The 25,089-nt window shown below is 38.0% G+C and carries 23 protein-coding genes; 3 read left to right on the forward strand and 20 right to left on the reverse strand.

The genetic code is table 11. The features are described from left to right. Window positions 1-12: 12 nt before the first annotated feature. From lpdA to AN957_RS18650, 5 genes are all read right to left on the reverse strand, one after another. On the reverse strand, window positions 13-1,431 hold the full coding sequence (gene lpdA / locus AN957_RS18630; RefSeq protein ID WP_053476940.1) for a dihydrolipoyl dehydrogenase: 1,419 nt from the start codon (window positions 1,429-1,431) through the stop codon (window positions 13-15). A gap of 293 nt (window positions 1,432-1,724) precedes the next feature. After that, a complete protein-coding gene (buk, locus tag AN957_RS18635; protein ID WP_053476941.1) occupies window positions 1,725-2,831 on the reverse strand; it encodes a butyrate kinase in 1,107 nt (368 codons plus the stop codon). A 146-nt stretch (window positions 2,832-2,977) separates the two neighbouring features. After that, window positions 2,978-4,075, reverse strand: coding sequence for a branched-chain amino acid dehydrogenase (bcd, locus tag AN957_RS18640; RefSeq protein ID WP_053476942.1), 1,098 nt, complete (start codon window positions 4,073-4,075; stop codon window positions 2,978-2,980). Between the two features lie 35 nt (window positions 4,076-4,110). Then, a complete protein-coding gene (gene yqiS, locus AN957_RS18645) occupies window positions 4,111-5,016 on the reverse strand; it encodes a phosphate butyryltransferase (RefSeq protein ID WP_053476943.1) in 906 nt (301 codons plus the stop codon). Window positions 5,017-5,161: 145 nt separating this feature from the next. Next, window positions 5,162-7,228 carry a sigma-54-dependent Fis family transcriptional regulator gene (locus tag AN957_RS18650; protein WP_053476944.1) on the reverse strand — a complete coding sequence of 689 codons (2,067 nt, stop codon included), beginning with the start codon at window positions 7,226-7,228 and terminating at the stop codon, window positions 5,162-5,164. 162 nt (window positions 7,229-7,390) lie between these two features. Here AN957_RS18650 and AN957_RS18655 point away from each other — a divergent pair, with 162 nt between their 5' ends. Further along, a complete protein-coding gene (locus AN957_RS18655) occupies window positions 7,391-7,624 on the forward strand; it encodes a DUF2627 domain-containing protein (protein ID WP_053476945.1) in 234 nt (77 codons plus the stop codon). A gap of 37 nt (window positions 7,625-7,661) precedes the next feature. On the opposite strand, the gene AN957_RS18660 is transcribed toward AN957_RS18655, so the two are convergent. Next, on the reverse strand, window positions 7,662-8,384 hold the full coding sequence (locus AN957_RS18660; RefSeq protein WP_053476946.1) for a glycerophosphodiester phosphodiesterase: 723 nt from the start codon (window positions 8,382-8,384) through the stop codon (window positions 7,662-7,664). Between the two features lie 27 nt (window positions 8,385-8,411). On the opposite strand from AN957_RS18660, the gene AN957_RS27030 reads away from it, so the two are divergent. Continuing rightward, window positions 8,412-8,555, forward strand: a complete 144-nt coding sequence (locus tag AN957_RS27030) for a YycC family protein (RefSeq protein ID WP_075209181.1) — start codon at window positions 8,412-8,414, stop codon at window positions 8,553-8,555. 92 nt (window positions 8,556-8,647) lie between these two features. Here AN957_RS27030 and spo0A read toward each other — a convergent pair whose 3' ends face one another. The 14 genes from spo0A to accB form a co-directional block, all read right to left on the reverse strand. Beyond that, window positions 8,648-9,436 carry a sporulation transcription factor Spo0A gene (spo0A, locus tag AN957_RS18665; protein ID WP_053476947.1) on the reverse strand — a complete coding sequence of 263 codons (789 nt, stop codon included), beginning with the start codon at window positions 9,434-9,436 and terminating at the stop codon, window positions 8,648-8,650. 257 nt (window positions 9,437-9,693) lie between these two features. Continuing rightward, window positions 9,694-10,983, reverse strand: coding sequence for a SpoIVB peptidase (gene spoIVB, locus AN957_RS18670; protein ID WP_053476948.1), 1,290 nt, complete (start codon window positions 10,981-10,983; stop codon window positions 9,694-9,696). A gap of 122 nt (window positions 10,984-11,105) precedes the next feature. Then, on the reverse strand, window positions 11,106-12,794 hold the full coding sequence (recN, locus tag AN957_RS18675) for a DNA repair protein RecN (RefSeq protein WP_053476949.1): 1,689 nt from the start codon (window positions 12,792-12,794) through the stop codon (window positions 11,106-11,108). A 197-nt stretch (window positions 12,795-12,991) separates the two neighbouring features. Beyond that, window positions 12,992-13,441, reverse strand: a complete 450-nt coding sequence (gene ahrC / locus AN957_RS18680; RefSeq protein ID WP_053476950.1) for a transcriptional regulator AhrC/ArgR — start codon at window positions 13,439-13,441, stop codon at window positions 12,992-12,994. Between the two features lie 211 nt (window positions 13,442-13,652). After that, window positions 13,653-14,498, reverse strand: coding sequence for a TlyA family RNA methyltransferase (locus AN957_RS18685; RefSeq protein ID WP_053476951.1), 846 nt, complete (start codon window positions 14,496-14,498; stop codon window positions 13,653-13,655). Window positions 14,499-14,500: 2 nt separating this feature from the next. Continuing rightward, window positions 14,501-16,393, reverse strand: coding sequence for a 1-deoxy-D-xylulose-5-phosphate synthase (gene dxs / locus AN957_RS18690; RefSeq protein WP_053476952.1), 1,893 nt, complete (start codon window positions 16,391-16,393; stop codon window positions 14,501-14,503). Between the two features lie 317 nt (window positions 16,394-16,710). After that, window positions 16,711-17,604, reverse strand: coding sequence for a polyprenyl synthetase family protein (locus tag AN957_RS18695; protein ID WP_053476953.1), 894 nt, complete (start codon window positions 17,602-17,604; stop codon window positions 16,711-16,713). A gap of 2 nt (window positions 17,605-17,606) precedes the next feature. Continuing rightward, window positions 17,607-17,840, reverse strand: a complete 234-nt coding sequence (locus AN957_RS18700) for an exodeoxyribonuclease VII small subunit (RefSeq protein WP_053476954.1) — start codon at window positions 17,838-17,840, stop codon at window positions 17,607-17,609. Between the two features lie 5 nt (window positions 17,841-17,845). Continuing rightward, window positions 17,846-19,186, reverse strand: a complete 1,341-nt coding sequence (gene xseA / locus AN957_RS18705; RefSeq protein WP_053476955.1) for an exodeoxyribonuclease VII large subunit — start codon at window positions 19,184-19,186, stop codon at window positions 17,846-17,848. A gap of 243 nt (window positions 19,187-19,429) precedes the next feature. Then, window positions 19,430-20,296 (reverse strand): bifunctional methylenetetrahydrofolate dehydrogenase/methenyltetrahydrofolate cyclohydrolase FolD, encoded by an 867-nt coding sequence (folD, locus tag AN957_RS18710; protein WP_053476956.1) that lies wholly within the window; start codon window positions 20,294-20,296, stop codon window positions 19,430-19,432. Between the two features lie 47 nt (window positions 20,297-20,343). Then, window positions 20,344-20,733 carry a transcription antitermination factor NusB gene (gene nusB / locus AN957_RS18715; RefSeq protein ID WP_053476957.1) on the reverse strand — a complete coding sequence of 130 codons (390 nt, stop codon included), beginning with the start codon at window positions 20,731-20,733 and terminating at the stop codon, window positions 20,344-20,346. 255 nt (window positions 20,734-20,988) lie between these two features. Continuing rightward, window positions 20,989-21,393 (reverse strand): Asp23/Gls24 family envelope stress response protein, encoded by a 405-nt coding sequence (locus tag AN957_RS18720; RefSeq protein ID WP_053476958.1) that lies wholly within the window; start codon window positions 21,391-21,393, stop codon window positions 20,989-20,991. Window positions 21,394-21,408: 15 nt separating this feature from the next. Next, window positions 21,409-22,767 (reverse strand): acetyl-CoA carboxylase biotin carboxylase subunit, encoded by a 1,359-nt coding sequence (gene accC / locus AN957_RS18725; RefSeq protein ID WP_053476959.1) that lies wholly within the window; start codon window positions 22,765-22,767, stop codon window positions 21,409-21,411. 14 nt (window positions 22,768-22,781) lie between these two features. Beyond that, window positions 22,782-23,270 (reverse strand): acetyl-CoA carboxylase biotin carboxyl carrier protein, encoded by a 489-nt coding sequence (gene accB / locus AN957_RS18730; RefSeq protein ID WP_053476960.1) that lies wholly within the window; start codon window positions 23,268-23,270, stop codon window positions 22,782-22,784. 299 nt (window positions 23,271-23,569) lie between these two features. Between accB and AN957_RS18735 the strand changes: the two genes are divergently transcribed. Further along, window positions 23,570-25,051 carry a methyl-accepting chemotaxis protein gene (locus AN957_RS18735; RefSeq protein WP_056685508.1) on the forward strand — a complete coding sequence of 494 codons (1,482 nt, stop codon included), beginning with the start codon at window positions 23,570-23,572 and terminating at the stop codon, window positions 25,049-25,051. The last annotated feature ends 38 nt before the right edge of the window (window positions 25,052-25,089 follow it).

Consider the following 25,089-nt stretch of genomic DNA (forward strand, 5'->3'; position numbering starts at 1 on the left):
CTCTCTATATTTTTATCCATGAATAGCTTTTCCATCCACAGCTAGAGCTGCTTCACCAATTGCTTCTGACAATGTTGGGTGCGGATGAATTGTATGCGCAACTTCCCAAGGAGTTGCATCAAGTACTTTAGCAAGTCCAGCTTCAGAAATCATGTCTGTTACGTGTGGACCAATCATATGCACGCCAAGAATATCATTTGTTTCTTCATCGGCAACGATTTTCACGAAACCATCAGATTCACCAAATACAAGTGCTTTTCCGATTCCTTTAAAAGAGAACTTCCCAGTTTTCACTTTAAATCCTTTTTCTTTTGCTTGATCTTCAGTTATCCCAACGCTTGCAGCTTCAGGAGAACTGTAGATGCATTTAGAAACAAGATCATAGTCGATTGGAGATGGATTTTCACCAGCAATATGTTCAACTGCAACGATTCCTTCATGTGAAGCAACGTGTGCAAGCTGTAATCCGCCGATTACATCACCAATCGCATAAATATGAGATTCTTTTGTTTGGAAGAATTCATTTGCAACGATATAGCCTTTTTCCACTTGGATATCTGTATTTTCAAGTCCGATGCCTTCTACGTTCGCTTGACGGCCAACAGATACAAGAATTTTCTCAGCTGTAAATTCTTTTTGTTCGCCTTTAACTTCTGCAGAAATTGAAACAGTATTCCCTTGTTTTAATGTTTCAGGAAGAACTTTTGCACTTGTTACGATGTTTACACCCTTTTTCTTCATCAAGCGCTGCATTTCTTTTGAGATTTCTTTATCTTCTGTTGGGATAATACGATCTGAATATTCGATAACAGTAACTTCTGCTCCGAAATCTGATAGCATTGAAGCCCACTCAATACCGATAACGCCGCCGCCAACAATAATGATTGACTTTGGAATTTCTTCCATTGCTAAAGCTTCATCAGATGTCATTACATTACCGCCAATCTCAAGCCCAGGCAAAGTACGTGGACGTGAGCCAGTTGCAACGATGACATTTTTAGGAACTAGCATAGCATTTTCTTCTCCGTTGTTCATTTCAACAGAAATTGTTCCTGGCATTGGAGAGAAGATTGAAGGACCTAAAATACGTCCCATTCCTTCAAACACGTCAATTTTTCCTTGCTTCATTAAGTGCTGAACACCTTTATGAAGCTGATCAACGATTTTGCCTTTTCTCTCTTGAACTTTACCAAAGTTCACAGAAACATCACTTGTGATAACACCAAAGTCTTCACTATGCTTTGTTTGTGCATATACTTCCGCACTGCGAAGTAATGCTTTACTTGGAATACATCCCTTATGTAAGCATGTACCACCAAGTTTTCCTTTTTCTACTAATGCAGTTTTTAATCCAAGTTGAGATGCACGGATAGCTGCTACATATCCGCCAGTTCCTCCACCAAGAATGACCAAATCATATTCTTCTGCCACAATATTTCCTCCTAATCAGAAAAGCGCAAGCGCCTTGCTCACCCTTCAGTCCCACAACACAATTCTCCCACAGAAAAGTATTCTTTACCTTTTGCGGGAGAGTTGTCTTGTGACCTCGAGGTCAACAAATGCGTGACGTCCTCCCAAAAGCTTCGCTTTTGATCGTGCGATGTGTCGCTGCCGAAGCTTTCCTTATCCTGTCGGATAGTCGACACGAGAACGTCCTGTACTGCGGGGGGCTGGCAGCTTGCGCTAGACAGTATTTATACTACAAGAAGAGAAGTTCCCTACTATTAAACAGTAGCTTCTACATTCACATTTCCTGGATATACTTTTTCATTTTCTTCTCCACGAAGGACACGAAGTGCACCTTCAGCAAGAGCTTGTAATTCGTCTTCGCCTGGTTGAACAATTACATCGGCAATCCAGCTAATACGGTCGCTGATTTCTTTTACGAAGCCCTTACCGTAAGCAAGTCCGCCAGTAATGATGATAGCATCAACTTTTCCATTAAGGACGGCACTAGCAGCACCAATCTCTTTAGCAACTTGATAAGCCATTGCTGAATATACCAGCTTCGCTTTTTCATCGCCAGCTTCGATCATTTTTTCTACTTTAACTGCATCGTTCGTACCTAGGTATCCAACAAGACCACCTTGGCCAACAAGCATTTTCGTAATTTCTTCACGGTAGTATTGACCGGAGAAGCATAATGAAACTAAATCGCCAATCGGAACAGTTCCAGCACGTTCAGGGCTGAAAGGACCTTCCCCATGCAGTCCGTTATTTACATCGATTACTCTGCCTTTCTTATGAGCACCAACTGTAATTCCTCCACCCATATGAGTGACAATTAAGTTCATATCTTCGTACTTTTTGCCTAATTCTTTGGCTACTCTGCGAGCAACCGCTTTTTGATTTAAGGCATGGAAAATACTTACACGTTCAATTTTAGATAAACCAGAAATACGAGCAATTGGATCCATTTCGTCAACAACAACAGGGTCAACGATATAAGAAGGTATATTTAAAGCTGTTGCAATTTCATATGCAATAATACCGCCCAGATTGGAAGCATGCTGACCAGCAAATCCTTCACGTAAATCTTGAAGCATGGCATCATTTACAGAGTACGTTCCGCCTTCAATTGGTCTTAGCAATCCACCGCGACCACAAACAGCGCTTAGTTTAGATATATTAAAGCCTTCTTGATCCAAAGTCTCAAGAATAGCGTTTTTTCGGAATTCATATTGATCAATAATATTTTCGAATGAGTTAATTACATCTGTATCATGGCGTAATGTTTTTTCTAAAATAGAAATATCATTATCGAAAACTCCAATTTTCGTTGAAGTAGAACCAGGGTTGATAACGAGAATTCGATGTCCTTGTTCTTGCACAGTTAAACCTCCATTTAAAAAGCAGTCTGGCACCTTAAAGACAAGGTGCTGAGATAAATCCGCTCTATTTTTACTAAATGAGTCAAAGACGCTAAATATCAATTTAGCGCTTTGACCTTATCTTTTGTTCTTACATTTACTGTTTATTATTTTTTACGACTTAAAATGTGGTGGCCATTTTGAAGGAATTGGCTGCGAGAATTACGCATTCTTTCAATTCTTTCTTCAGCCATACGGTCAGCTGCTTTATAAGTTGGAATGCCATCGCGTTTTGAGATTTCGATAACTTTTTCAATCGTATCGTATAAACCTTCAACTTTTTTCATTGCACGTTCTGCATTGTAGCCATATAATTCGTCAGCAACGTTAATAACGCCACCAGCGTTGATTACATAGTCTGGAGCATAAACGATACCCATTTCATCAATAATATCGCCATGACGCTCTTCTTTTAATTGGTTGTTAGCTGATCCAGCAATAACTTTACATTTGAATTGTGGAATTGTATCGTCATTCACTGTTGCGCCAAGTGCACATGGTGCATAGATATCACATTCAACGCCGTAAATTTCATCTGGTTCAACTGCTTTAGCACCAAAGTCGTTAACTGCACGTTGTACAGCTTCTTTATTAATGTCTGTAACGATTAATTGAGCGCCTTCTTCATGAAGATGTTTACATAGGTGGTACGCTACGTTACCTACACCTTGTACTGCAACTACTTTGCCTTCTAAAGAATCAGTGCCAAATGCTGCTTTAGCTGCAGCTTTCATCCCTACGTAAACACCATAAGCTGTTACTGGAGATGGGTTACCTGATGATCCGAATGCAGGAGAAATACCTGTTACATAGTCAGTTTCTTCATGGATAAGGTCCATATCAGCAACAGTTGTACCTACATCCTCAGCAGTGATGTAACGGCCATTTAAGCCTTGAACGTAGCGGCCAAACGCACGGAACATTTCTTCGTTCTTGTCTTTCTTAGGATCACCAATGATAACTGTTTTACCGCCGCCTAGGTTAAGACCAGCTGCAGCATTTTTGTAAGTCATACCTTTTGCAAGACGTAATGCATCTTCAATTGCAGCATCTTCTGAAGCATATGTCCACATACGCGTACCACCAAGTGCTGGTCCTAATGTAGTGTCATGGATTGCGATGATTGCTTTTAAACCTGATGTTTTATCTTGGCAAATTACTACTTGTTCATAATCATACTTTTCTAGATATTTGAAAATTTCCATGTTAAAATTCCTCCCAATAATTATACGTTTGTTTATTATTTTGAAGCAGAGCAGATCGCTAATGCTAATGAGTATAGCTTGCTCTCAGCTGAATCAGCTCTAGATGTTAAAACGATCGGTGCTTTTGCCCCAGCAATAACTGCTCCAACTTTTGCTTTTGCAAAGTAAATCAATGACTTATAAAGGGCATTTCCCACTTCAATTGTTGGTACTAGCAGAATATCTGCTTGTCCAGCAACATCGCTTTTTATCCCTTTATGTTCAGCAGCAGTTAAGGATACTGCATTATCTAAAGCAAGTGGACCATCTACAATACAACCAGTCAATTGACCACGCTTATTCATAGTAGTCAAAGCGGCAGCATCTAAAGTTGCCTGCATCGCTGGGTTAACTACTTCCACAGCTGCGATAGGTGCAACACGCGGATTGTCAACACCAATGCTTTTTGCGATTCCGACAGCATTTCTTGTGATTTGCGCCTTTTGCTCTAAATCTGGTGCAATATTCATTGCTGCATCGGTTACAATTGTAAACCGGTCAAAACCGGGTACCTCAAAAACAGCAACGTGTGATAAAACACTTCCTGCTCTCAGACCATATTCTTTGTTTAATACAGCCTTTAATATCGTAGCAGTTGGGACATTCCCCTTCATCAATACATTTGCTTCATTCAGTTTGACAGCTTTAACCGCATGTTCTGCAGATGCAGCTGGTGAATGAGTATGAATGATTTGAAGATTTTCGTTCTTAGCTAAATCGCCATGATGCTCTTCCATTATTTGAAGAATTTTTTCTTTATCTCCAAATAATATGAATTTTGCTAAATTCCTTTCGAGCGCGGAAGCGACAGCTTCGATCACTTCATGATCTTCTGCGGCAGCAACTGCTACAGTTTTTTCTTCGTATTGGGTTGCTCTCTGTATAAGCGAATCCAATTCCATCGTCTCAACCCCTTTAAAGCACTTATTACAATTTCATGTTGCTACACTCATTATTCTAATATGCAAGAAGCGTGCCAAAATACAAATGCGGCGAAAACGCTTTTTTACAATAGTTTTATTGTGAAAAAAATTTCACACATGAAAATTATTGCATGCTACTATTTGCAATGCCGTATTTTTCTAGCTTATAGTACAAATTCCTTACGGACAACCCGAGGGATTTTGCCGTCATCGTTTTATTCCCCTCCATTTCCTGGAGGGTCTTTAGGATCATTCTTTCTTCATATTGTTCAACTAACTGTGCCAATGTTTTATCATTTTTTATCGGCATTTCCATTTGTACATTCGGTTTATTCGTTTTTTTAATTAATTCAGGAACATGGTGTTCTTCTAGCTGAATTTCATTGTAATTCATAAAAATAATTGCTCTGCCTAGAATATTTTCCAGCTCCCGAACATTGCCCGGCCAATCATATTCCATCAGCTTTTTCATAGCAAAATCTGATATACTTTCTACATTTCGCCCATATTCTTGATTGATTTTTTGAATAAGCCGAGTGCATAGTAAAGGAATATCTTCCTTCCTTTTTCGTAATGAAGGGATATGAATAGGCATCCGATTTAGCCTATAATACAAGTCTTCCCTAAAAGTTCCGCTAGCAATTCCTTTTTCTAAATTAACATTAGTTGCCGCAATCACTCTTACGTTAATCGGGATGGACTTAGTCCCGCCGACACGGGTGATTTCTTTTTCTTGCAAAACCCTTAATAGTTTAGCCTGTGTATTCGCAGTTAACTCACCAATCTCATCAAGGAAAATACTCCCATTGTTCGCCTCTTCAAATAGTCCTCTCTTCCCGCCTCTTTTCGCTCCCGAAAACGCTCCCTCTTCATAACCGAACAGTTCGCTTTCTAAAAGTGACTCAGATAAAGCGGCACAGTTAACACGAATAAATTTATTGTACCTCCGATCACTACCATTATGAATAGCATGGGCAAATAACTCTTTTCCAGTTCCTGATTCCCCTCTCAGCAATACGGTTGCAGGGGTTTTGGCACCAAGGCGTGCTTGTTCAATAGCAATGGTCATCTCCTCAGAACGCCCAATGATATCATCAAAGGAATATTTTGCTTCAAGTGTACGTATTATTTGTCGGGCCCGATGCAATTCTCTATTTAATGATTCAATCTCAGAAACATCATGGATAACCCCAACACTTCCTTTAATGATGCCATCCACAATGACAGGTGCTACATTGACAACGACTTCCTTTTTATTGGGACCAACTCTCATTGCCACTCCCCTTACAGCCCTTCTCGTTTGAAGGACCTTCATATGCACACTTTCCCCCTCGGAAATATCAGTCGTTGCGGGTTTTCCAATGATTTCTTCCTCCGAAAGACCAGTAATACGAGAATAAGCGGGATTAATTAATAACCCTTTTCCATTTTCATCTACTACTGATATTGCTTCATCACTTGATTGGATAATCGCCTGAAGCATCGTTTGAATTTCCTTTAAATCCGTTATTTCCTCAGCTAAATTCATGACTTCAGTTATGTCTTTAAAAACGGAAAACGCACCAAGCAATTCATTTTTCTCACCAATCATCGGAATCCTTGTCGTAATAACTTTTAGTCCGTTATTCAATATAAGTTCCTGATTAGATTCTATTCGCCTAGTCTTCATTACCCGTTTTAATCGAGTATTTGAAATGATTTGATCTATCGGGCGGCCAATTGCTTCCTTTGCCTTTATCCCTGTCATTTTTTCCGCGCTCCGGTTAAAAAGAATGATTTCTGAATCTTGGTTAATTCCGATCATCCCATCACCAGTTGTATTAAAAATTAGATCACGCTTATACGTCTCATTTTCGATACTTGAAATAAGTTTTTCTTTTTCTTCTATGAGACCAGCAATTAAAAAGGCGACAGTTCCCGGTATCAATACAGAATCTTTCTTTTTTGCCTCTCGAAGTTCTAGGAAAACATCCTGCCTCCCTGTTACTTCAACGATGATATCAATATCCTGGTCAATAAATTGCCTCCAATCTGTACCTGTTGGAATTCCTACATTCCCTGCTTTTTCTATACCAGGTGCTTCTGGGTTACAATCCACTACCGCAGTAACTTTTAGCATCTCTGTTTCTCTCATTATCTTTAAGATCGCCGAACCGCCTTTACCCGCTCCAACAATCATGACTGTTTGCATGTGTAATACCACCTTTATGCCTTGAAAATTATTTCACGAATTTTCTATCTATTACGCAATTTTTTTCATATATTCTTATTTTATACATGATTGTTGTGCTTGACAAATTTCTATATAAATTGAATACTTTTTTTAGAAGGAAAAAAATGAAGGGATCTACTGATGATAAGAATATTTGCTTTAATCATATTATTAATACCTGGATTTTTAGCAGCTTATGGCATTAAATTGATGAGAGATATGGTTTTTGGCATTTTGCAAAGCCCGTTCCCCTATTTATGGATGCAGTTCCTAGCCGGTTTGCTCTTATTTTTACTAGGACTGGGTTTTGTTGCTGGCTTTATCCTTTACCGTGATCGAAAAAGAAATAAAGTACAAAACCGTTTTAAAAAATAAAGCAATCGGCGATATGTGCCGATTGCTTTTTTTCATTTTATCTATTTCTAATTTGCAATGCCTTAACAGGGTCATCAGTAATAACAGCTGAGCATCCAATTGCAAAAAATCTTTGCAAATCCTTCTCTTTATTTACAGTATATGGCCGTACAGCAATTCCATATTCTATAGAAGCCCTAACCAATTCATTAGGTGCAGCAGTATGTCTAGGATGAATACTCTTTGCACCAATCGATTGAGCATAAACCCAAGGCATATATAACCCTTCCGAAAACAACGGAGCCGTTTCTATCTCTTGATCAATCCTATAGCAGTAAACAATACTATAATGATTAAATGAAGAAAGGATTACTCTATCTTTCATCTTATACGTATGGATAAGATCAATTACCTTTTCCTCCATTCCTTTATAAGGAAATACCCCATTCTTTAATTCGATATTACAGATAATTTGATTCGTCGTCATCCATTCTAATACTTCCTCTAATGAAGGGATAGGTTCTTTTTGCAAAAGCCTCTTCTTTTTATAACTAGCATCTAGCTTTCTAATTTCTTTAAAGGTAAAATCTTTAACAAAGCCTTTTCCATTCGTGGTCCGATCCACTTTTTCATCATGGATGACAACTAATTGTCCATCCTTTGTTAGCTGTACATCAAGCTCAAGACCATGAGCACCCGCTAAGGCTGCTTCTTTAAATGCTTTCATTGTATTTTCAGGGTATGCCTGCGAATACCCTCTATGAGCAAATACAAGTGTCATCAAATCACCCCTTTGGAGGAATAAAAAATGAAACCTTTACAAATATCGGCTGAAACAGCAAAAATGCTTGCTGAAAAATTAAAACTCCCAATTGAACAAATCATGCACATGCCTCAGCATATTTTGATGCAAAAAATGCTGGATGCAGATAAGAAAACTACCCAAGAATAACGATCGTAATAAGTAAATGTGCGATCAGTAAAAAAGAGCGCTCCTAATTAAGGGCGCTCTAATTCATTATTATTACACGGGTTCTAGCCCTTTCAAGACGCTTTATGTTCTAAACGCAGTTTATCAGCAACCATCGCAATGAACTCCGAATTTGTCGGCTTAGCCTTAGACATACTTACCGTATAACCGAATAGTGAAGAGATTGAATCAATATTGCCCCGGCTCCAAGCAACTTCAATTGCATGGCGAATCGCCCGTTCTACACGGCTTGCCGTTGTATTATATTTTTTTGCGATATCTGGATATAAAACCTTCGTAATAGAACCAAGAAGTTCAATATCATTATAAACCATCGAAATTGCCTCACGAAGATACATGTATCCTTTAATATGTGCAGGCACACCAATTTCATGAATAATGCTTGTAATACTAGCATCAAGATTCTTTGGCTTAGATTCTACATGAGGACGATAGCTCGATGAGGATTTTCTAATAATCGGATTTGTTTTTCCGCTAACTTGACGAATATGTCTAGCTAAATTATCCATATCAAATGGTTTTAAGATAAAATAAGATGCCCCTAAATCAACTGCTTTCTTTGTTACATCTTCCTGGCCAAATGCAGTAAGCATGATCACGTTTGGCAATTGCGCTTTCTTCATATCCCGTAATTTTTCAAGCACTGCAAGACCATCTAAATGTGGCATAATAATATCTAATACAAGTACATCTAATTCTTCATGCTCAAGAATATCCAAGCAATCCTGTCCATTATGAGCAACACCTATAACTTCCATATCCTCTTGAGATGAAATGTATTCATCTAAAAGTCCGACAAGCTCTCGATTGTCATCAACCACACATACTCTAATTTTCTTCACTTATTCTTTCCTCCTCGAACCATGTTAGTCTCTTTGCCATCTATATTTTTATTCTAATTGAGAAATTCGACAATGCAACAGAAAATCCTTTAGTTTTTTTAAATTTTCTCAAAAATAGGATAAATTCATTAGTTTTCTTTTATTTTCTCTCAAATTCGACTAATTTCATTATATTTGTCGAATAATCTTTACTCCATTATAACATAAATGAAGAGACAGAAGGTTTTCCTTCTGTCTCCCATCATTAACCCTTATTATTAAGATGCTTTCTCTCTTGGCTGTTCATAGATGTTAATCCCGGCTTCATGCAGCATCCATTCTATATGGACACCATAGCCAGAGGTTGGATCATTTACAAAGACATGGGTAACTGCCCCAATTACTTTATCATTTTGTATAATAGGACTCCCGCTCATCCCTTGAACAATACCGCCTGTTTTTGCTAATAGCTTAGGATCCGTTACTTTTATGACCATCCCTTTTGTAGCTGGAAACTTTTGGGGGATCGTGCTTACAATTTCGATGTCAAAAAGATTAACTTCGTCATTATCCACAACTGTTAATATTTGAGCTGGACCTTCTTTTACTTGATGGGATAAAGCAATCGGCATCGGCTTATCAAAAACGCCATTCTTAACATCTTGATTTAACTTGCCAAAAATACCAAATGGACTGTTTTTAACAATATTTCCTATGACTTCTTTATCAGGCGAGAAACGAGCTAGCTTTTCACCAGGATTCCCATTGCTTCCTTTTTCAATTGAGGTGACCGTTGAACGAACAATCTGTCCATCATCCACAACAATTGCCTTCTTCGTATCCATATCAGATATAACATGACCTAACGCACCATACTTTCTTGATTCTGGATGGTAAAAAGTCATCGTTCCAATTCCTGCTGCCGAATCTCTAATATATAAGCCAAGTTTATATGAACCCTCCGCCTTATCTTTCATCGGAGTTAATTCAGTTGATATTTTTTCATTTTCACGATTAAGCATTATTTTTAGAGGTGTGCTTGTATTTCCTGCTTCTTGAACAAAGGGAGCAACATCCGACATTTTTTCAATCTTTTTCCCATTTATTTCAGTTATGATGTCCCCTATTTTGATTCCCGCTATCTCTCCAGGGGATGCTTTACCATCTAAAGTGTCAATCTGATGGTGGCCAACAACAAGTACGCCAATCGTATTTAATTTTACACCGATTGATTGACCGCCAGGAATAACTTTAAAATCTTTCAATACATTTACATCAACCTTTTTGATCGGAAAACCTGCTAGCTCTAAAAACATTTCATTTTCTCCATGCTTATTTCCTTCCAGGGAGACTGAATGTATGTCTTCTTTAAGAGCAATGCTTTCACTCATTGAAGACAGCTCTGCAGACACCAATTTGGCCTTTGTCATTTCAAAATGCTGACCTTCAAAAAGAGTAATCGTATTTGGTATATGCAAATATTCTTGAAAGGGTTTTGAGAAACCAATTGCAATTAATGAAACAAGGAGAATTCCACCAATTATTTTTCTAAAAACATTTAATGTCAAATTTTTCACTCTCCTCGCTTCTAATCCACAACGTCAAATGGCTACATCTTTAATTTTGCCTGCAAGGCGAGCATTTATAACTGGTATAGAGAGAAAAAAGCTATCCTCCTTTGGATAGCTTTTCAATGTATCTTTAATTGCTCTGCAAGTTGAAGAAGCTCCTTTGCATGTTCCTTCGTTAATTCAGTAATTTCGACACCAGAAATCATCCGGCCAATTTCTTTAATCTTTTCGGATTCATTTAGTGATTTAACCGTTGTTTTTGTTCGTCCATCAATGATATTCTTTGCAATATATAAATGTGTGTCAGCCATTGCTGCCACTTGAGGCAAATGAGAAATACATAAAACTTGGGAATTAACAGCCACTTTATGAATCTTTTCTGCAATTGCCTGGGCAACCCGGCCACTTACTCCCGTGTCAACTTCATCAAATATGATGGAGGTTACGCCTTGATGCTTAGAAAGAATACTCTTTAACGCAAGCATAATTCTAGAAAGCTCTCCTCCTGAGGCAATTTTAGAAAGGGGCTTTAATGGTTCCCCTGGATTTGTAGAAATATAAAATTCACCTTTATCCATTCCATTCCTCATGAAGCTTTCTGTATTTTTGATAAATTGAACCTCAAATACAGTTTTCTCCATATAGAGCTCTTTTAATTCTTTGTGAATAAATTCTGTTAAATTTTGTGCGGAAATTTTCCGAAGTGCACTTAATTCTTCTGCTTCGATTAAAAGGTCCTTCTTTAGAGAAGCAATTTCCTTTTCTAGTTGGTCAATATGCGTTTCCTTATTTAACAATGTTTCTATTTCTTCCTCAATTTTCGAAGCATATTCCAAGACTTCTTCTACAGTTTTGCCATATTTCCGCTTCAATTGATTGATTTCATTCAATCTATCTTCGATTTCGGCTAATCTAACTGGATCATATTCAAGAAAATCCATTTCATTACGAATCGTGCGTGCTGCGTCTTCCAGCTGATAGAAGCTATTAGAAACAGACTCGGCTAATTCCTTATATGCAGGATCAAGCTCTGCCGCATTTTGAATATGCCCCATCACTAGCCCAATCCAATCCAGCCCTTTATATTCTCCTTGTAATCCATTGTAACCTGATTGCAAGGAATCATATACCCGTTCAAAGTTACTAAGCTTCCGTTTTTCTTCTAGCATCTCCTCATCTTCATTTAACTTCAAGTCAGCTGAGCGAATTTCATCAAGCTGAAATTGAATCAAATCAAGTCGATGTGCCATTTGCTGGTCATTTTCGCTTAGATTCTTTAATTGTTTTACCTTTTGCTCGTAAGTATGGTACACTTGCTGGTATTCTTTAAGAGCCGAAGTAATCTTTTCGCCTCCAAATTGATCAAGAAGAGAAAGGTGCATCGTTTCATCCATGAGCTCTTGATGCTCATGCTGTCCATGTATATCAATAAGTGTACTGCCAATTTCCCTTAAAGTTGAAATTGTAACAAGCTTTCCGTTTATTCGACAAACACTTTTTCCATTGCTAGAAATATCTCTTCGTAAAATAGCCATTCCATCCTCAAGCTCAATGCCAAATTCATTTGCTTTTGCAAAGCATGGATGGTTTGGATCGTCTAGTTGAAATAATCCTTCAATTTCCGCCTTTTCGGATCCATGACGGACAAACTCAGCAGATCCTCTTCCACCTACAAGTAAATGTATAGCATCAATAATAATTGATTTTCCCGCTCCTGTTTCCCCGCTTAATACAGTTAAGCCCTTATCAAAGGAAATTGATAGGGCTTCAATAATTGCAAAATTTCTTATCGATAATTCAGTTATCATGAATCTTCTCACCCCATATCAAATACGCCCTGGCGGATTTGCGCCCAGATTTTTAACGAGCATGCTCAATAAGTTCCAAAAAATCTGAGTCATCTGCCGGAGTCTTTAACTTTATTCAGCTTGGTTTGACCGTGTAAAAATGGAATGCTTTTTTATATTCATTTCTTTTCTAAAAGCAAGACTTATGCTGATTAAAGTTATAGCATTTCAAGAAAGCGGTTTGAAATAGCTTCCGTATCCTCAGGTGTTCTACAAATAATTAAGATTGTATCATCCCCGCAAATCGTTCCTAATATCTCTTCCCAATCCAGATTATCAATTAATGCTCCAATGGCCATTGCATTTCCTGGCAAGGTCTTCATAACGAGAAGATGACCCGCAGTGTCAATTCGAACAAATGCATCCATAAGATTTCTTCTTAGCTTTTGTAATGGATTAAAACGTTGGTCAGCTGGGAGACTATATTTATACCGCCCATCAATTAAAGGTACTTTTACAAGATGAAGTTCTTTAATATCTCTTGAAACGGTTGCCTGTGTTACATTGTAACCAGCACTTTTTAACTCATCGACAAGATCATCCTGTGTCTCAATATCATTATTTGCAATAATCTCCCGAATTTTAATATGGCGTTGGCCTTTATTCATTATTTCACCTCAATTTATGTTTCTTTTCCATAAGACTTTACTCGTGAATTTAATAAATATTTTAAGGAAAAAACACTAAATCCTACCTATATGTTAGCTGATTTTCCCTATAATGTACAATTTTTCTTCAATTTCCGGGGGAATATTTACTGCAATCTAACATAAATATTTTTTGTTATTCTCCCCGAAAAAAAAAGAAATAAGCCACAGCCTATTCCTCTTGATTGGATTGTTTTGTTTTTAATTCTGAATGAGCTTCCTGTACGATATCCTTTGGCTTTGTTTGAAGCATGTTTTCCCCAATCGCCTTTTCTCCAGTCCAGGAAAGGTGGAGTAAAAATTCTATATTACCATCTCCTCCAGTTATTGGAGAGAACGATAGATCGCATACATTATATCCAAGACCAAGTGAGAATTCTATAATCATTTCAAGGACCTGTTCATGTACCTTCGAATCCCTGACAATTCCTTTTTTCCCTACTTGTTCACGGCCTGCTTCAAACTGAGGTTTTACAAGTGCAACCACATCACTATTCAATACGAGCAGCGTCTTTAGTACAGGAAGGATCAATTTTAATGAGATAAAGGATACATCGATGGATGCAAGATTCGGCATCCCTTCTGTCAGGTCTGCAGGTGTCACATAACGGAAATTCGTTCGTTCCATCACAATAACACGCTCATCCTGCCTTAACTTCCACGCTAGCTGGTTATAGCCAACATCTAAAGCATAGGACATTTTTGCCCCATTCTGCAGTGCACAATCCGTAAAGCCACCTGTAGAGGCGCCAATATCTAAAAGAACTTTATCCTTCACATTTAAGTTAAATATTTTTAAAGCCTTTTCAAGCTTTAGACCACCCCTGCTTACATAAGGTAAAACCTTCCCTTTTATTCTTAATGGAATATCACTATTTACTTTTTCTCCTGGCTTATCAAGGCGATTTTCATTACTGAATACAAGTCCGGCCATAATGGTTCTTTTTGCTTTTTCTCTTGTTTCTGCCAATCCTCTTTCAACTAATAAAACATCTAATCGTTCTTTCTTTATTTTCATGCTTAAGCCCTTTTTTGTTTTTTTCTTGCTAGAATGTTCATTCGCTTTACTACATCATCCGTGGTCATGCCGATTTCTTCTAAAAGTTTCTCTACACTTCCATGCTCAATAAACTGATCAGGAATTCCCATACAGTCAATTTCCATATGGTGGAATCCCTTTTCATGAGCATATTCTAGTATAGAGCTGCCGAATCCTCCTTGGAGAACCGCTTCTTCAATAGTTAAAATCGGCATATTTTCTTTAAATAGTTTTAAAAGCATTTCCTGATCTAACGGCTTAATGAATCTTGCGTTAATTACTTTAACTGAAACTCCGCGTTTTTCTAAAATGCCTGCCGCTTCCAAAGCCATCGGAATTGTTGTGCCAAACGTTAAAATAGCTGCATCCTGACCTTTTTTTAGTACCTCCCACGTTCCTATAGGGATTGGCTTTAGTGTCTCATCCATCGGTACTCCAAGTCCATTGCCTCGCGGAAATCTCATTGCTATTGGCCCTTCATCATATTGGACAGCTGTATAAACCATGTGCTGTCCTTCATTTTCATCCTTCGGCATCATTAGAACGATATTCGGAACATGCCTTAAAAAAGCAATATCAAATACACCTTGATGCGTTTCACCATCGGCACCTACAAGACCAGCACGATCAATCCCGATAAAAACATTTAAGTTTTGGCGGCAAATATCATGTACGACTTGGTCATATGCACGTTGAAGGAATGTTGAATATATCGCTAGAAATGGCTTCATTTTTTGTGTCGCAAGGCCTGCAGCTACTGTTGCCGCATGCTGTTCTGCAATTCCCACATCATACATTCTCTCTGGAAATTCATTGGCAAAGCCTTCAAGCTTGGATCCAACTGGCATGGCTGGGGTAATCGCAACAATTCGTTCATCTTTTCTTGCCAGTTTCCGAACCGTTTCACTCACTAGCTTGCTCCACGCAGGTGGTGTATTCACTGGCTTAACAAAATCGCCTGTGTCCATTTTATATGGACCTGTCCCATGCCATGTTCCAACCGTATCATTTTCAGCTGGTTTGTAGCCTTTTCCTTTTTTTGTAATCACATGAAGAAGAACCGGTCCTTCTGTTTTCTTCGCATAACTTAGATTTTCGAATAAATTTTCGAAATCATGTCCATCAACTGGGCCTAAATACGTAAAGCCTAACTCTTCAAAAAACACACCGGAGACAAACAGATATTTAAGGCTGTCCTTTACTCTCTCAGCAGTTGCAGCAAGCTTACCTCCAACTGCCGGGATCTTCTTAAGAAGATATTCGAGCTCATCCTTTGCCCACTGATATTTCCCAGCCGTGCGAAGTTTGCCGAGAACATTGTGTAAAGCTCCAACATTCGGTGCAATAGACATTTCATTATCATTTAGAATCACAATCATATTCTTCTTTTCATGACCAATATGGTTTAATGCTTCTAAAGCCATCCCACCTGTTAATGCACCATCCCCAATGACTGGTACAACATAGGAACTCTCTTTTTTCAAATCTCTCGCAATAGCCATTCCCATTGCAGCTGATAAGGAAGTGGAGCTATGCCCTGTCTCCCACACATCATGTTCACTTTCAGCCATTTTTGGAAACCCGCATAAACCTTTATACTGTCTTAAAGTATCAAATTGATCTGCACGGCCCGTTAAAATTTTGTGCACATACGATTGGTGACCAACATCCCAAATAATTTTATCCTTAGGGCTGTCAAAACATTTATGCAGGGCAATTGTTAGCTCAACAACACCTAAGTTAGGTCCTATATGGCCGCCAGTGCTTGATAACCTTTCAATCAGGAATTGTCGTATATCCTGACTCAATGTTTGTAATTCTTTATTTGAGAGTTTCTTTAAAAAAGAAGGGTCCTTAATTTTCATAAGATCCATTCAACGGATCACTCACTTTCATTAGTTCATAGAAATGCGGAGGCGCCTTCGGAACAATCAAACTACAGATTGTTCCTGCGACGATTATTCTAAGGAGCTTTCCTTAGTGGTCACCCCTGACAAGCACAAGACGAGCCTCTCGGAAAGGCGTTCTTTCCTTTCTGGGAGGATTGGCTTGTGCTTGTCAGGGGGTAGGCGCAGAAGCTAGACAATTTTCTAATTCAAAAGTTTTTTATAGTGTATATTATAACAGTATGAAATAAATCCACAAGAAAAAGCAAAATTGCTTGTTCTTGTGGAAATACTTCAGTTATTTATTAGTGATCTCTTGTCTCAATCAAATTTGTAATTGCCTCAAGCCATTCGACATTTAATCCTATTGTCTTTAATTGGTGTTTTGCTAATTCAATATGTTGATGCAGGGCATCCTTCGCCCCATCTAGAGATAAAAGGGATGGATAGGTTACTTTATGATTGATCTCGTCACTTCCTACGCGTTTGCCAATTATCTCTTCGACTCCTTCCAAATCAAGAATATCATCTCGAATTTGAAAAGCAAGACCAAGATGATAAGCAAATTTTGCAAGAATTTTGATTTGCTCTTCTGTTGCTCCAGCTAAAATAGCTCCGGAAACAACGCTGCATTCAAGGAGTTTGCCAGTTTTATGAATATGAATATACTCTAAATCACTTAACGATAAATCTTTCTCTTCTCCGCTTATATCCGCAACTTGGCCGCCTACCATTCCTTCTGCGCCAGATGCTTTAGTTAGCTCCTTGATTAAAGCAAGCTTTGTCGACGCATCTGCAAAATCATCAGGCGTTTCCGCAAGCAGCTGAAAACTGTATGTTAAAAGAGCATCTCCTGCCAGAATAGCAAAGGCATCCCCGAAAACTTTATGATTTGTCGGCTTTCCCCTTCTTAAATCATCATTATCCATACTCGGCAGATCATCATGAATAAGGGAGTACGTATGAATCATTTCGATTGCTGCAGCCGCTTGTAATCCTTTTCTTGTGTCCTCCCCAAAAGCAGATAATGTTGCAAAAAGCAGCAATGGCCTAATCCGCTTACCGCCTGCCTCCAAAGAATAAAGCATTGATTCCTTAATAACTGGAGGGGCAGTTAATTGATTCACACGATCCCTTAATTCCTTTTCAAGTAACAGTTTGTGTGTGCTTGCAAATGTTGAAAACGATTCTTGTGACAAAATTACTCCTCCTCAGTTATGACGAAATTTTCTTTTCGTCCGTCCTCTGTCAAAATTTCTGTTAGCTGAGACTCCACATTTTTCAATTTATCATGGCACAGCTTTGATAATTCCATTCCTTTTTTGTAAATATTAATAGCTTCTTCTAAAGGTACATCTCCTTCCTCCAGTTTATCAACAATTTCTTCTAAATGTTTCATCGCTTCTTCAAAAGTAAGTTTTTGTTCTGCAGACATCCTTCTCACTCCTCAATATCTGTTACTAAACAATGAATAGCACCATCCGATACCTTTACCTTTATTTGCTCATTCCGCTTCACTTGATTGACTGTTTTAATCAATTTTCCCTCATCAGAATAAACAAGACTATACCCTCTATCCATAATTTTCAATGGGCTTAGCGCTTCCAATGTTGTAAGCATGTGGGAAAAGTCTTTTTCTTTCAATGCAAAAATTGTTGCTATCGCTCGATTTAATGATTTCTGCACCTTTTCCTGATGCAGCTTGGCTTCATCGATTCTTTCATTTGGATGGCTTCGCTTCAATCTTTTTTGCAGGTTTATCCACTCTTCAGCTTTCAATTCAAAAAGCTTTTTTGAACCTCTCTGGAGCTGCTCTGTCCATTTGTCGACCTGCTCAAGCTTTTGTTCATATAATTTATGAGGATAGCGGAATGCATAAGATTTTTGAATTCTTGCAAGCCTTTCATTTTGTAGATTTAATTGCTCTTTTAATGCTCGAATCATCCGAGACTGTCTATTAAAAATCCGTTCCGATAAATCTTCAATATGCGGCACTGCCATTTCTGCTGCTCCAGTCGGTGTAGGCGCTCTTAAATCAGCTACAAAATCTGCAATTGTAAAATCTGTTTCATGACCAACCGCAGAAATAATCGGAATACGAGAATGAAAAATAGATTTTGCTACTATTTCTTCGTTAAAGGCCCATAATTCTTCAATAGATCCGCCTCCGCGTCCAATAATCAGGACATCTGCTTCCTCACGGCTATTAGCCATTTGAATGGCTTTCACAATGGAAGGAGCTGCTTGTCCACCTTGAACGAGAGCAGGAAAAATAAGAATGTTCGCTACAGGATAACGCCTTTTAATCGTTGTAATAATATCACGGATGGCAGCCCCCGTCGGTGAAGTGACCACTCCGACAGTTTTCGGAAACTTTGGGATTGGTTTTTTAGATTCTGCCGAGAACAAGCCTTCCTTTTCCAATTTTTCCTTTAGCTGTTCATAAGCTAAATATAAATCCCCGATTCCGTCTGGCTGCATTTCCTTAATGTAAATTTGATATTGACCGCTCGGTTCATAAACAGTTAGGTCCCCTCTTATTAGCACCTTCATTCCGTTTTCAGGAGAAAACTTCATCATATGGTTATATCTCGAGAACATAACAGCAAGAACCCGAGCTTTTTCATCCTTTAAGGTAAAATACATATGTCCGCTCGAATGCTGTTTAAAATTTGATATTTCTCCCTTTACCATGACATCCTGTAAATGTGGGTCTGCATCGAATTTTCTTTTTATGTATTTCGTTAGAGCATTGACTGTTAAATATCGCTTATCATTCATAAAATAGTCAGTCTCCTTAAAATTAGAAAAGCGTAAGCGCCTTGGTAATCGCCGAAGTTTGATAGGCGATAGGCGTTGTAGCTAGACAATTCTTAAAATCCAAAATTAAAATCTTTCTCTTCTTAGAATAATACGACAATAAAACTGCCCTTTCATGATAGATTTAGTTATTCCAGCCGTCACATATAAACGGATTGGAAAGGTGTCTAATGAAAAGGCAGAGTGATTATTTTTATTTAATTTTTACACTGTAGTCGCTTTGTTCTTAATGGCTTTCGCTGCTTTTAAGGTATTGAACATGAGCATTGTAATGGTCATTGGGCCTACGCCTCCAGGAACTGGAGTAATATAGCTTGCAATTTCCTTCACATTGCTAAAGTCCACATCGCCACAGAGCTTGCCTTCACTATTTCTATTCATGCCGACATCGATGACAATTGCTCCTTCTTTCACATGGTCCTTCGTAATTATATTAACCTTGCCAACAGCTGCAACAAGAATATCTGCCTGCGTTGTAAAAGCTTTCAAGTCAGGTGTTTTGGAATGGCAATAAGTAACGGTAGCATTCTTATTTAAAAATAGCTGTCCAGCTGGTTTCCCAACAATATTACTGCGCCCAACAACAACTACGTGTTTCCCGGCAATATCAGCACCTATGTAATCTAACATTTCCATAACCCCATAAGGTGTACATGGTAAGAAAGAATCCTGACCTGTCATCATCCGGCCGACATTTACAGGGTGAAATCCATCCACATCTTTTTCAGGTGAAATCGCTTCAATTACCTTTTTTTCATTAATATGGTCTGGCAATGGCATTTGTACAAGAATGCCATGAATGCTCGAATCTTCATTTAATTCAGCTACTTGATTTAATAAGGCTTCTTCACTTACTGATTCAGGAAGTTCAATTAACACAGAATGCATGCCAAGCTCACGACATGTTCTTTCTTTGTTGGTTACATAAGTTTTAGAGGCTGGATTATTTCCAACTAAGATAACAGCAAGACCAGGAACGATACCGTCCTTTTTTAGTTTCTCAACCTCTTCAGCAATTAAGGTTTTCTTTTGTCTAGCAATTTCTTTTCCATCAATTAAACTTTTCCCCATTTAAGCTTCCTCCTAATGTAATGTGAGTAAACCGCTGGTTGAATGAATCACAGTTGCTGTTTAATCTTTGATAGAACACCGTTTATAAACTTACTTGATTGATCGTCACCATACATTTTTGCAATTTCTATGGCTTCATCAATTGCAACATTTGGCGGAATCTCTTCACTGCCAAACTGTAACTCATAAACGGATAATCTTAATAGATTTCGATCTACGGTTGCCAATCTTTCCAGTGTCCAATTTGAAAGGTGCTTCTTAATTGATTGATCAATATGGTCTTTATTCTCTAATACACCATGTACTAATTTGCTTAAATATTTATCATTTGGCGCACCTTCCAGTACATGTTCAATGGCTGAACCTGGTTCTACCTGACTCATATCAATTTGAAATAATGCTTGTAATGCCTTTTCTCTGGCTGTTCTTCTTTTCATCTATTCCATAACTCCTTTTACAGGGAAAATTTCTGCTATAATCGTTCAAAAAATACATTAGTAATCATAGCATAAGTATATCGAATACGCATCTTCTTATACCATCATCATTCCCCTTGTAAAAACGGTTATAAACCGTCATTCATTACTTTAGCAAGAAATATTTAGTAATTAAACGTCTTAGATCACAGTATAAAAAGTTTTTTTGTAACGTAAAAAAGCCAAAGACAAAATGAACGTCTTTGGCCTCACTCTTTACATTTCCTGATCTACTTCCACTTCATGCTTTTGGTTTTCAAATGTAATACCGACTACATGAATATTTACTTCTTGTGCTTCTAGCGCTGTCATATTCAGAAGAGCCTGGCGGATATTATCTTGAATTTTTTGCGCTACATTCGGAATGGATATACCGAACGTCATTGAGCAATAAACATCCACTTTAATTCCCTCATCAGATAACTCAACCTTAACGCCTTTACCATGGTTTTTCTTTCCTAAACGTTCAACAACACCTGAAGCAAAGTTCCCGCGCATTTGGGCAACCCCCTCGACCTCTGATGCCGCGATACCAGCTATCACTTCTATCACTTCAGGAGCAATTTCAACTTTACCAAGACCAGCGTTTTCTTTATTCATCTCTAAAATATTTTCGCTCATCCTTGCACCTCCATTTTAATCTTTTTTATCCATTACATTATATATTTCTAAAAACTTTGTATTAAAATTTCCATCTATAAACTGTTCATGGCTTAAAAGCTTTAAATGGAACGGAATTGTCGTATGGATACCCTCTACAACAAATTCACTTAATGCTCTTTTCATCCGAGCAATAGCTTCATCCCTTGTATGTCCATAAGTGATTACCTTTGCAATCATGGAATCGTAGTAAGGCGGAATCACATACCCTGGGTACGCAGCAGAATCAACTCGAACACCATAACCGCCAGGAGGGAGATACATGGTAATTTTCCCTGCAGATGGCATAAAGTTCTTTTCTGGATTTTCAGCATTGATACGGCATTCAATCGACCAGCCACTAAAAGTTACATCCTGCTGGCTAAATTCCAGCTTCTCACCTGATGCCACTTTAATCTGCTCTTTAATTAAATCCACACCCGTTACCATTTCTGTTACTGGGTGTTCAACCTGAATCCGTGTATTCATTTCCATGAAATAAAAGTTGCGTCCATGGTAATCATAGATAAATTCTATCGTTCCTGCCCCAGTATAATCAACTGCTTGTGCTGCCTTTACAGCTGCATTACCCATTTTATTACGCGTTTCCTCATCCAATGCAGGTGAAGGAGTTTCTTCAAGCAGTTTTTGCAGACGTCTTTGAATAGAGCAGTCTCTTTCCCCTAGGTGAACAACGTTTCCAAACGAATCTGCAAGCACTTGTATTTCAACATGGCGGAAATCTTCAATATATTTTTCTATATAAACACCTGGGTTTCCAAATGCAGTTAAGGCTTCTTGCTGGGTAATCGTAATCCCTTTTACAAGCTCTGCCTCGTTACGTGCGACACGAATTCCTTTTCCGCCGCCGCCAGCCGTAGCTTTAATAATCACCGGATATTCAATTTTATTAGCCAGTTCAATGGCTTCTTCTACATCTTTAATTATCCCATTTGAACCAGGAACAATCGGAACGCCAGCTTCCTTCATTGTCTCTCTTGCGATATCCTTCGTTCCCATCTTCGTAATTGCCTCTGGAGTAGGACCGACAAAAATAATATTACATTCTCGGCAAAGGTCTGCAAAATCGGCATTCTCTGCTAAAAATCCATATCCCGGATGAATCGCATCACAACCCGTTAGCTTAGCGACGCTAATAATATTCGTGAAATTTAAATAACTATCCTTTGATGCTGTCGGACCAATGCAATAGGCTTCATCTGCAAGCTGAACATGAAGCGATTCCTTATCAGCTTCAGAATATACTGCAACAGATTCAATGCCCATTTCGCGGCAAGCGCGAATAATACGAACAGCAATTTCTCCTCTATTTGCAATTAACAGTTTTTTAATCATCCTGTTACCGCTCCTTACTCAGGCTTTACTAAAAATAATGGCTGACCGTATTCAACTAATTGTCCATCACTAACTAATATTTCAACAATTTCTCCATTAATTTCAGCTTCAATTTCATTAAACAGCTTCATTGCTTCTACGATGCAAACAATTGAATCTTTTGATACTTTCGATCCTGTTTTTACATAGCTTTCAGCATCTGGTGAGGATGATTGATAGAACGTTCCTACCATTGGCGAAACAATTTTATGTAGATTTTCAGTTTCTTTAACTGCTTCAGTAACAGCTGGTTCTACAACTGTCTCTTGTTTAACCGGAGCTTTTACAGCTTCTTTAGGTGTTTGAACTTCTTCAATAACCGTTTTAGCCGGCTGAACAACAACAGCCTCTGCTGTTTTCTTCTTCATCTTAATTTTCGATCCATCATGCTCATATACAAACTCATCAATATTCGACTGATCAACAAGTTTAATCAGTTCACGAATTTCCTGAACTTTTAACATTTTTGGCACCCCTTATTATCAATTCGTTTATTCCTAAAAAAACATTAGAAAATAATACGATGAAAAAATTATGACTAGCTACTAATATCATACGATAAGATCTTATTAAAATTCAATACGGGATTATCAACTATGCATAATATTTTCATTTTCCTTCTTTCAACCTTATCATTTGAAACCTTCACTTTAAAGATGCATTTCTCTGTTTTTGAAAACTTTGTGACTATTTACAGAGGAAATTTGAATAAATATAGCGAAATAATCATTCAAATGGACTAGAAGTGAGAGGGAGAGTGGAAATGAAGACGATTGAAGAGATTAAAAAGGAAGACTTAATAAGGAAAAACTCCCTAGTTGTGAAAGCTGCCTTTGTATGTGTCATCCTAGCAGCCCTTGTGGATATAGTAATGAAAAAAGAAATTGCCGTTATTTTATCCATTATAATTGCTGGTGGTGTAGGGGTTGGCATTGTCGCTATCATCCACTATTTAAAGAGAGCAATGAAAGTCATTCCCTATTTATCCATTTTTTTAGTAGCTGGTGTTATGTTTATCATTATGGAAAATAGTGTTTCTCCAACTGCTTATTTTCTCATCTTTTTCATTCTTGCCCTTGCAGCTATTTATATGGAACGATGTTTATTATGGCTCGCTTCAGCTATCGGTTTAGTTGTAATAACTGTATTTACGGTTATGCACCACGATCAGCTTCCACTAGAAGGAAAAAATTATGTGACCGTGTATTTACTCTTTATACTAATAACAATTCTGCTAACTTTTCAGCTCGCACTAGCAAAAAAATTATCGAAGAATATTGTTTCAGCCCAAAAAGAAACGCAATTATTATTGGAGAATAACATCACAATGAAGGAAACCGTTGCTAACAGTACCACTAGTATTTCTTCTCTTATAGAAGATGTCAAACGGCTTAGTAAAGAAAATTACCAATCTGCAATTGAAATGAATGATACAATTACAGAAATCTCAGCAGGCATACAAACGCAAACAGATACGATTATTGATATTACGCACGCGCTTAACGAAGCGAATCAACTTGCTGAAAATACAGCCCATCTCGTCGATAAACTTCATAAAGATGCGATTGACGCTGAACAAACAACCTATGAAGGAGATTCTTTAGTAACGAATCTTCGTGAGGATATTTCTTTTTCTTTAGCTGAAATGAGTGTTGTAAATACCCAAATTTCCTCATTAGGAAGCCTTGTGAAAGAAACATCCCAATTTGCTTCAGCGATTCAGGATATCGCGAATCAAACAAATCTTCTCGCTTTAAATGCATCCATTGAGGCTGCTAGGACTGGTGCTAGCGGAAAGGGATTCGCTGTAGTAGCTGAAGAAGTAAGGAAGCTTGCAGATATTTCAAGAAAAACAGCTGCGCAAATCACTGAAAACTTACAAAATGTAATGATGGATACAGAACGCACAAAAAATACAATTTATACTACAGGAGAAAAATTAACGAATAATCTTTCCCTTGCCAATGAAACACAAGAGGTCTTTCAAAAGATCCAGAAAACCTTTTTCAATCTTAAAGATGATATTACACAATACGATTCACATACTAAACAAATTTACCATTCATCAAACCTAATTGGTGAATCCATTAGTGAATTTAGCTCGGTAATTGAACAAGCTAGTGCTTCCCTGCAAGAGATTGCATCAACAGTTGGCCTTCAAACAAATCATCATGAACAGTTATTTATTTCTGTATCCAATGCCCATGATTCAATAGAACAGCTGATCGAGTTACAAAAGAAATAGCGAGGGATCTCCCCTCGCTATTTTGTCTAAGCACAGCT

The sequence above is a fragment of the Cytobacillus solani genome, from assembly GCF_001420595.1.
Taxonomy (GTDB): domain Bacteria; phylum Bacillota; class Bacilli; order Bacillales; family Cytobacillaceae; genus Cytobacillus; species Cytobacillus solani.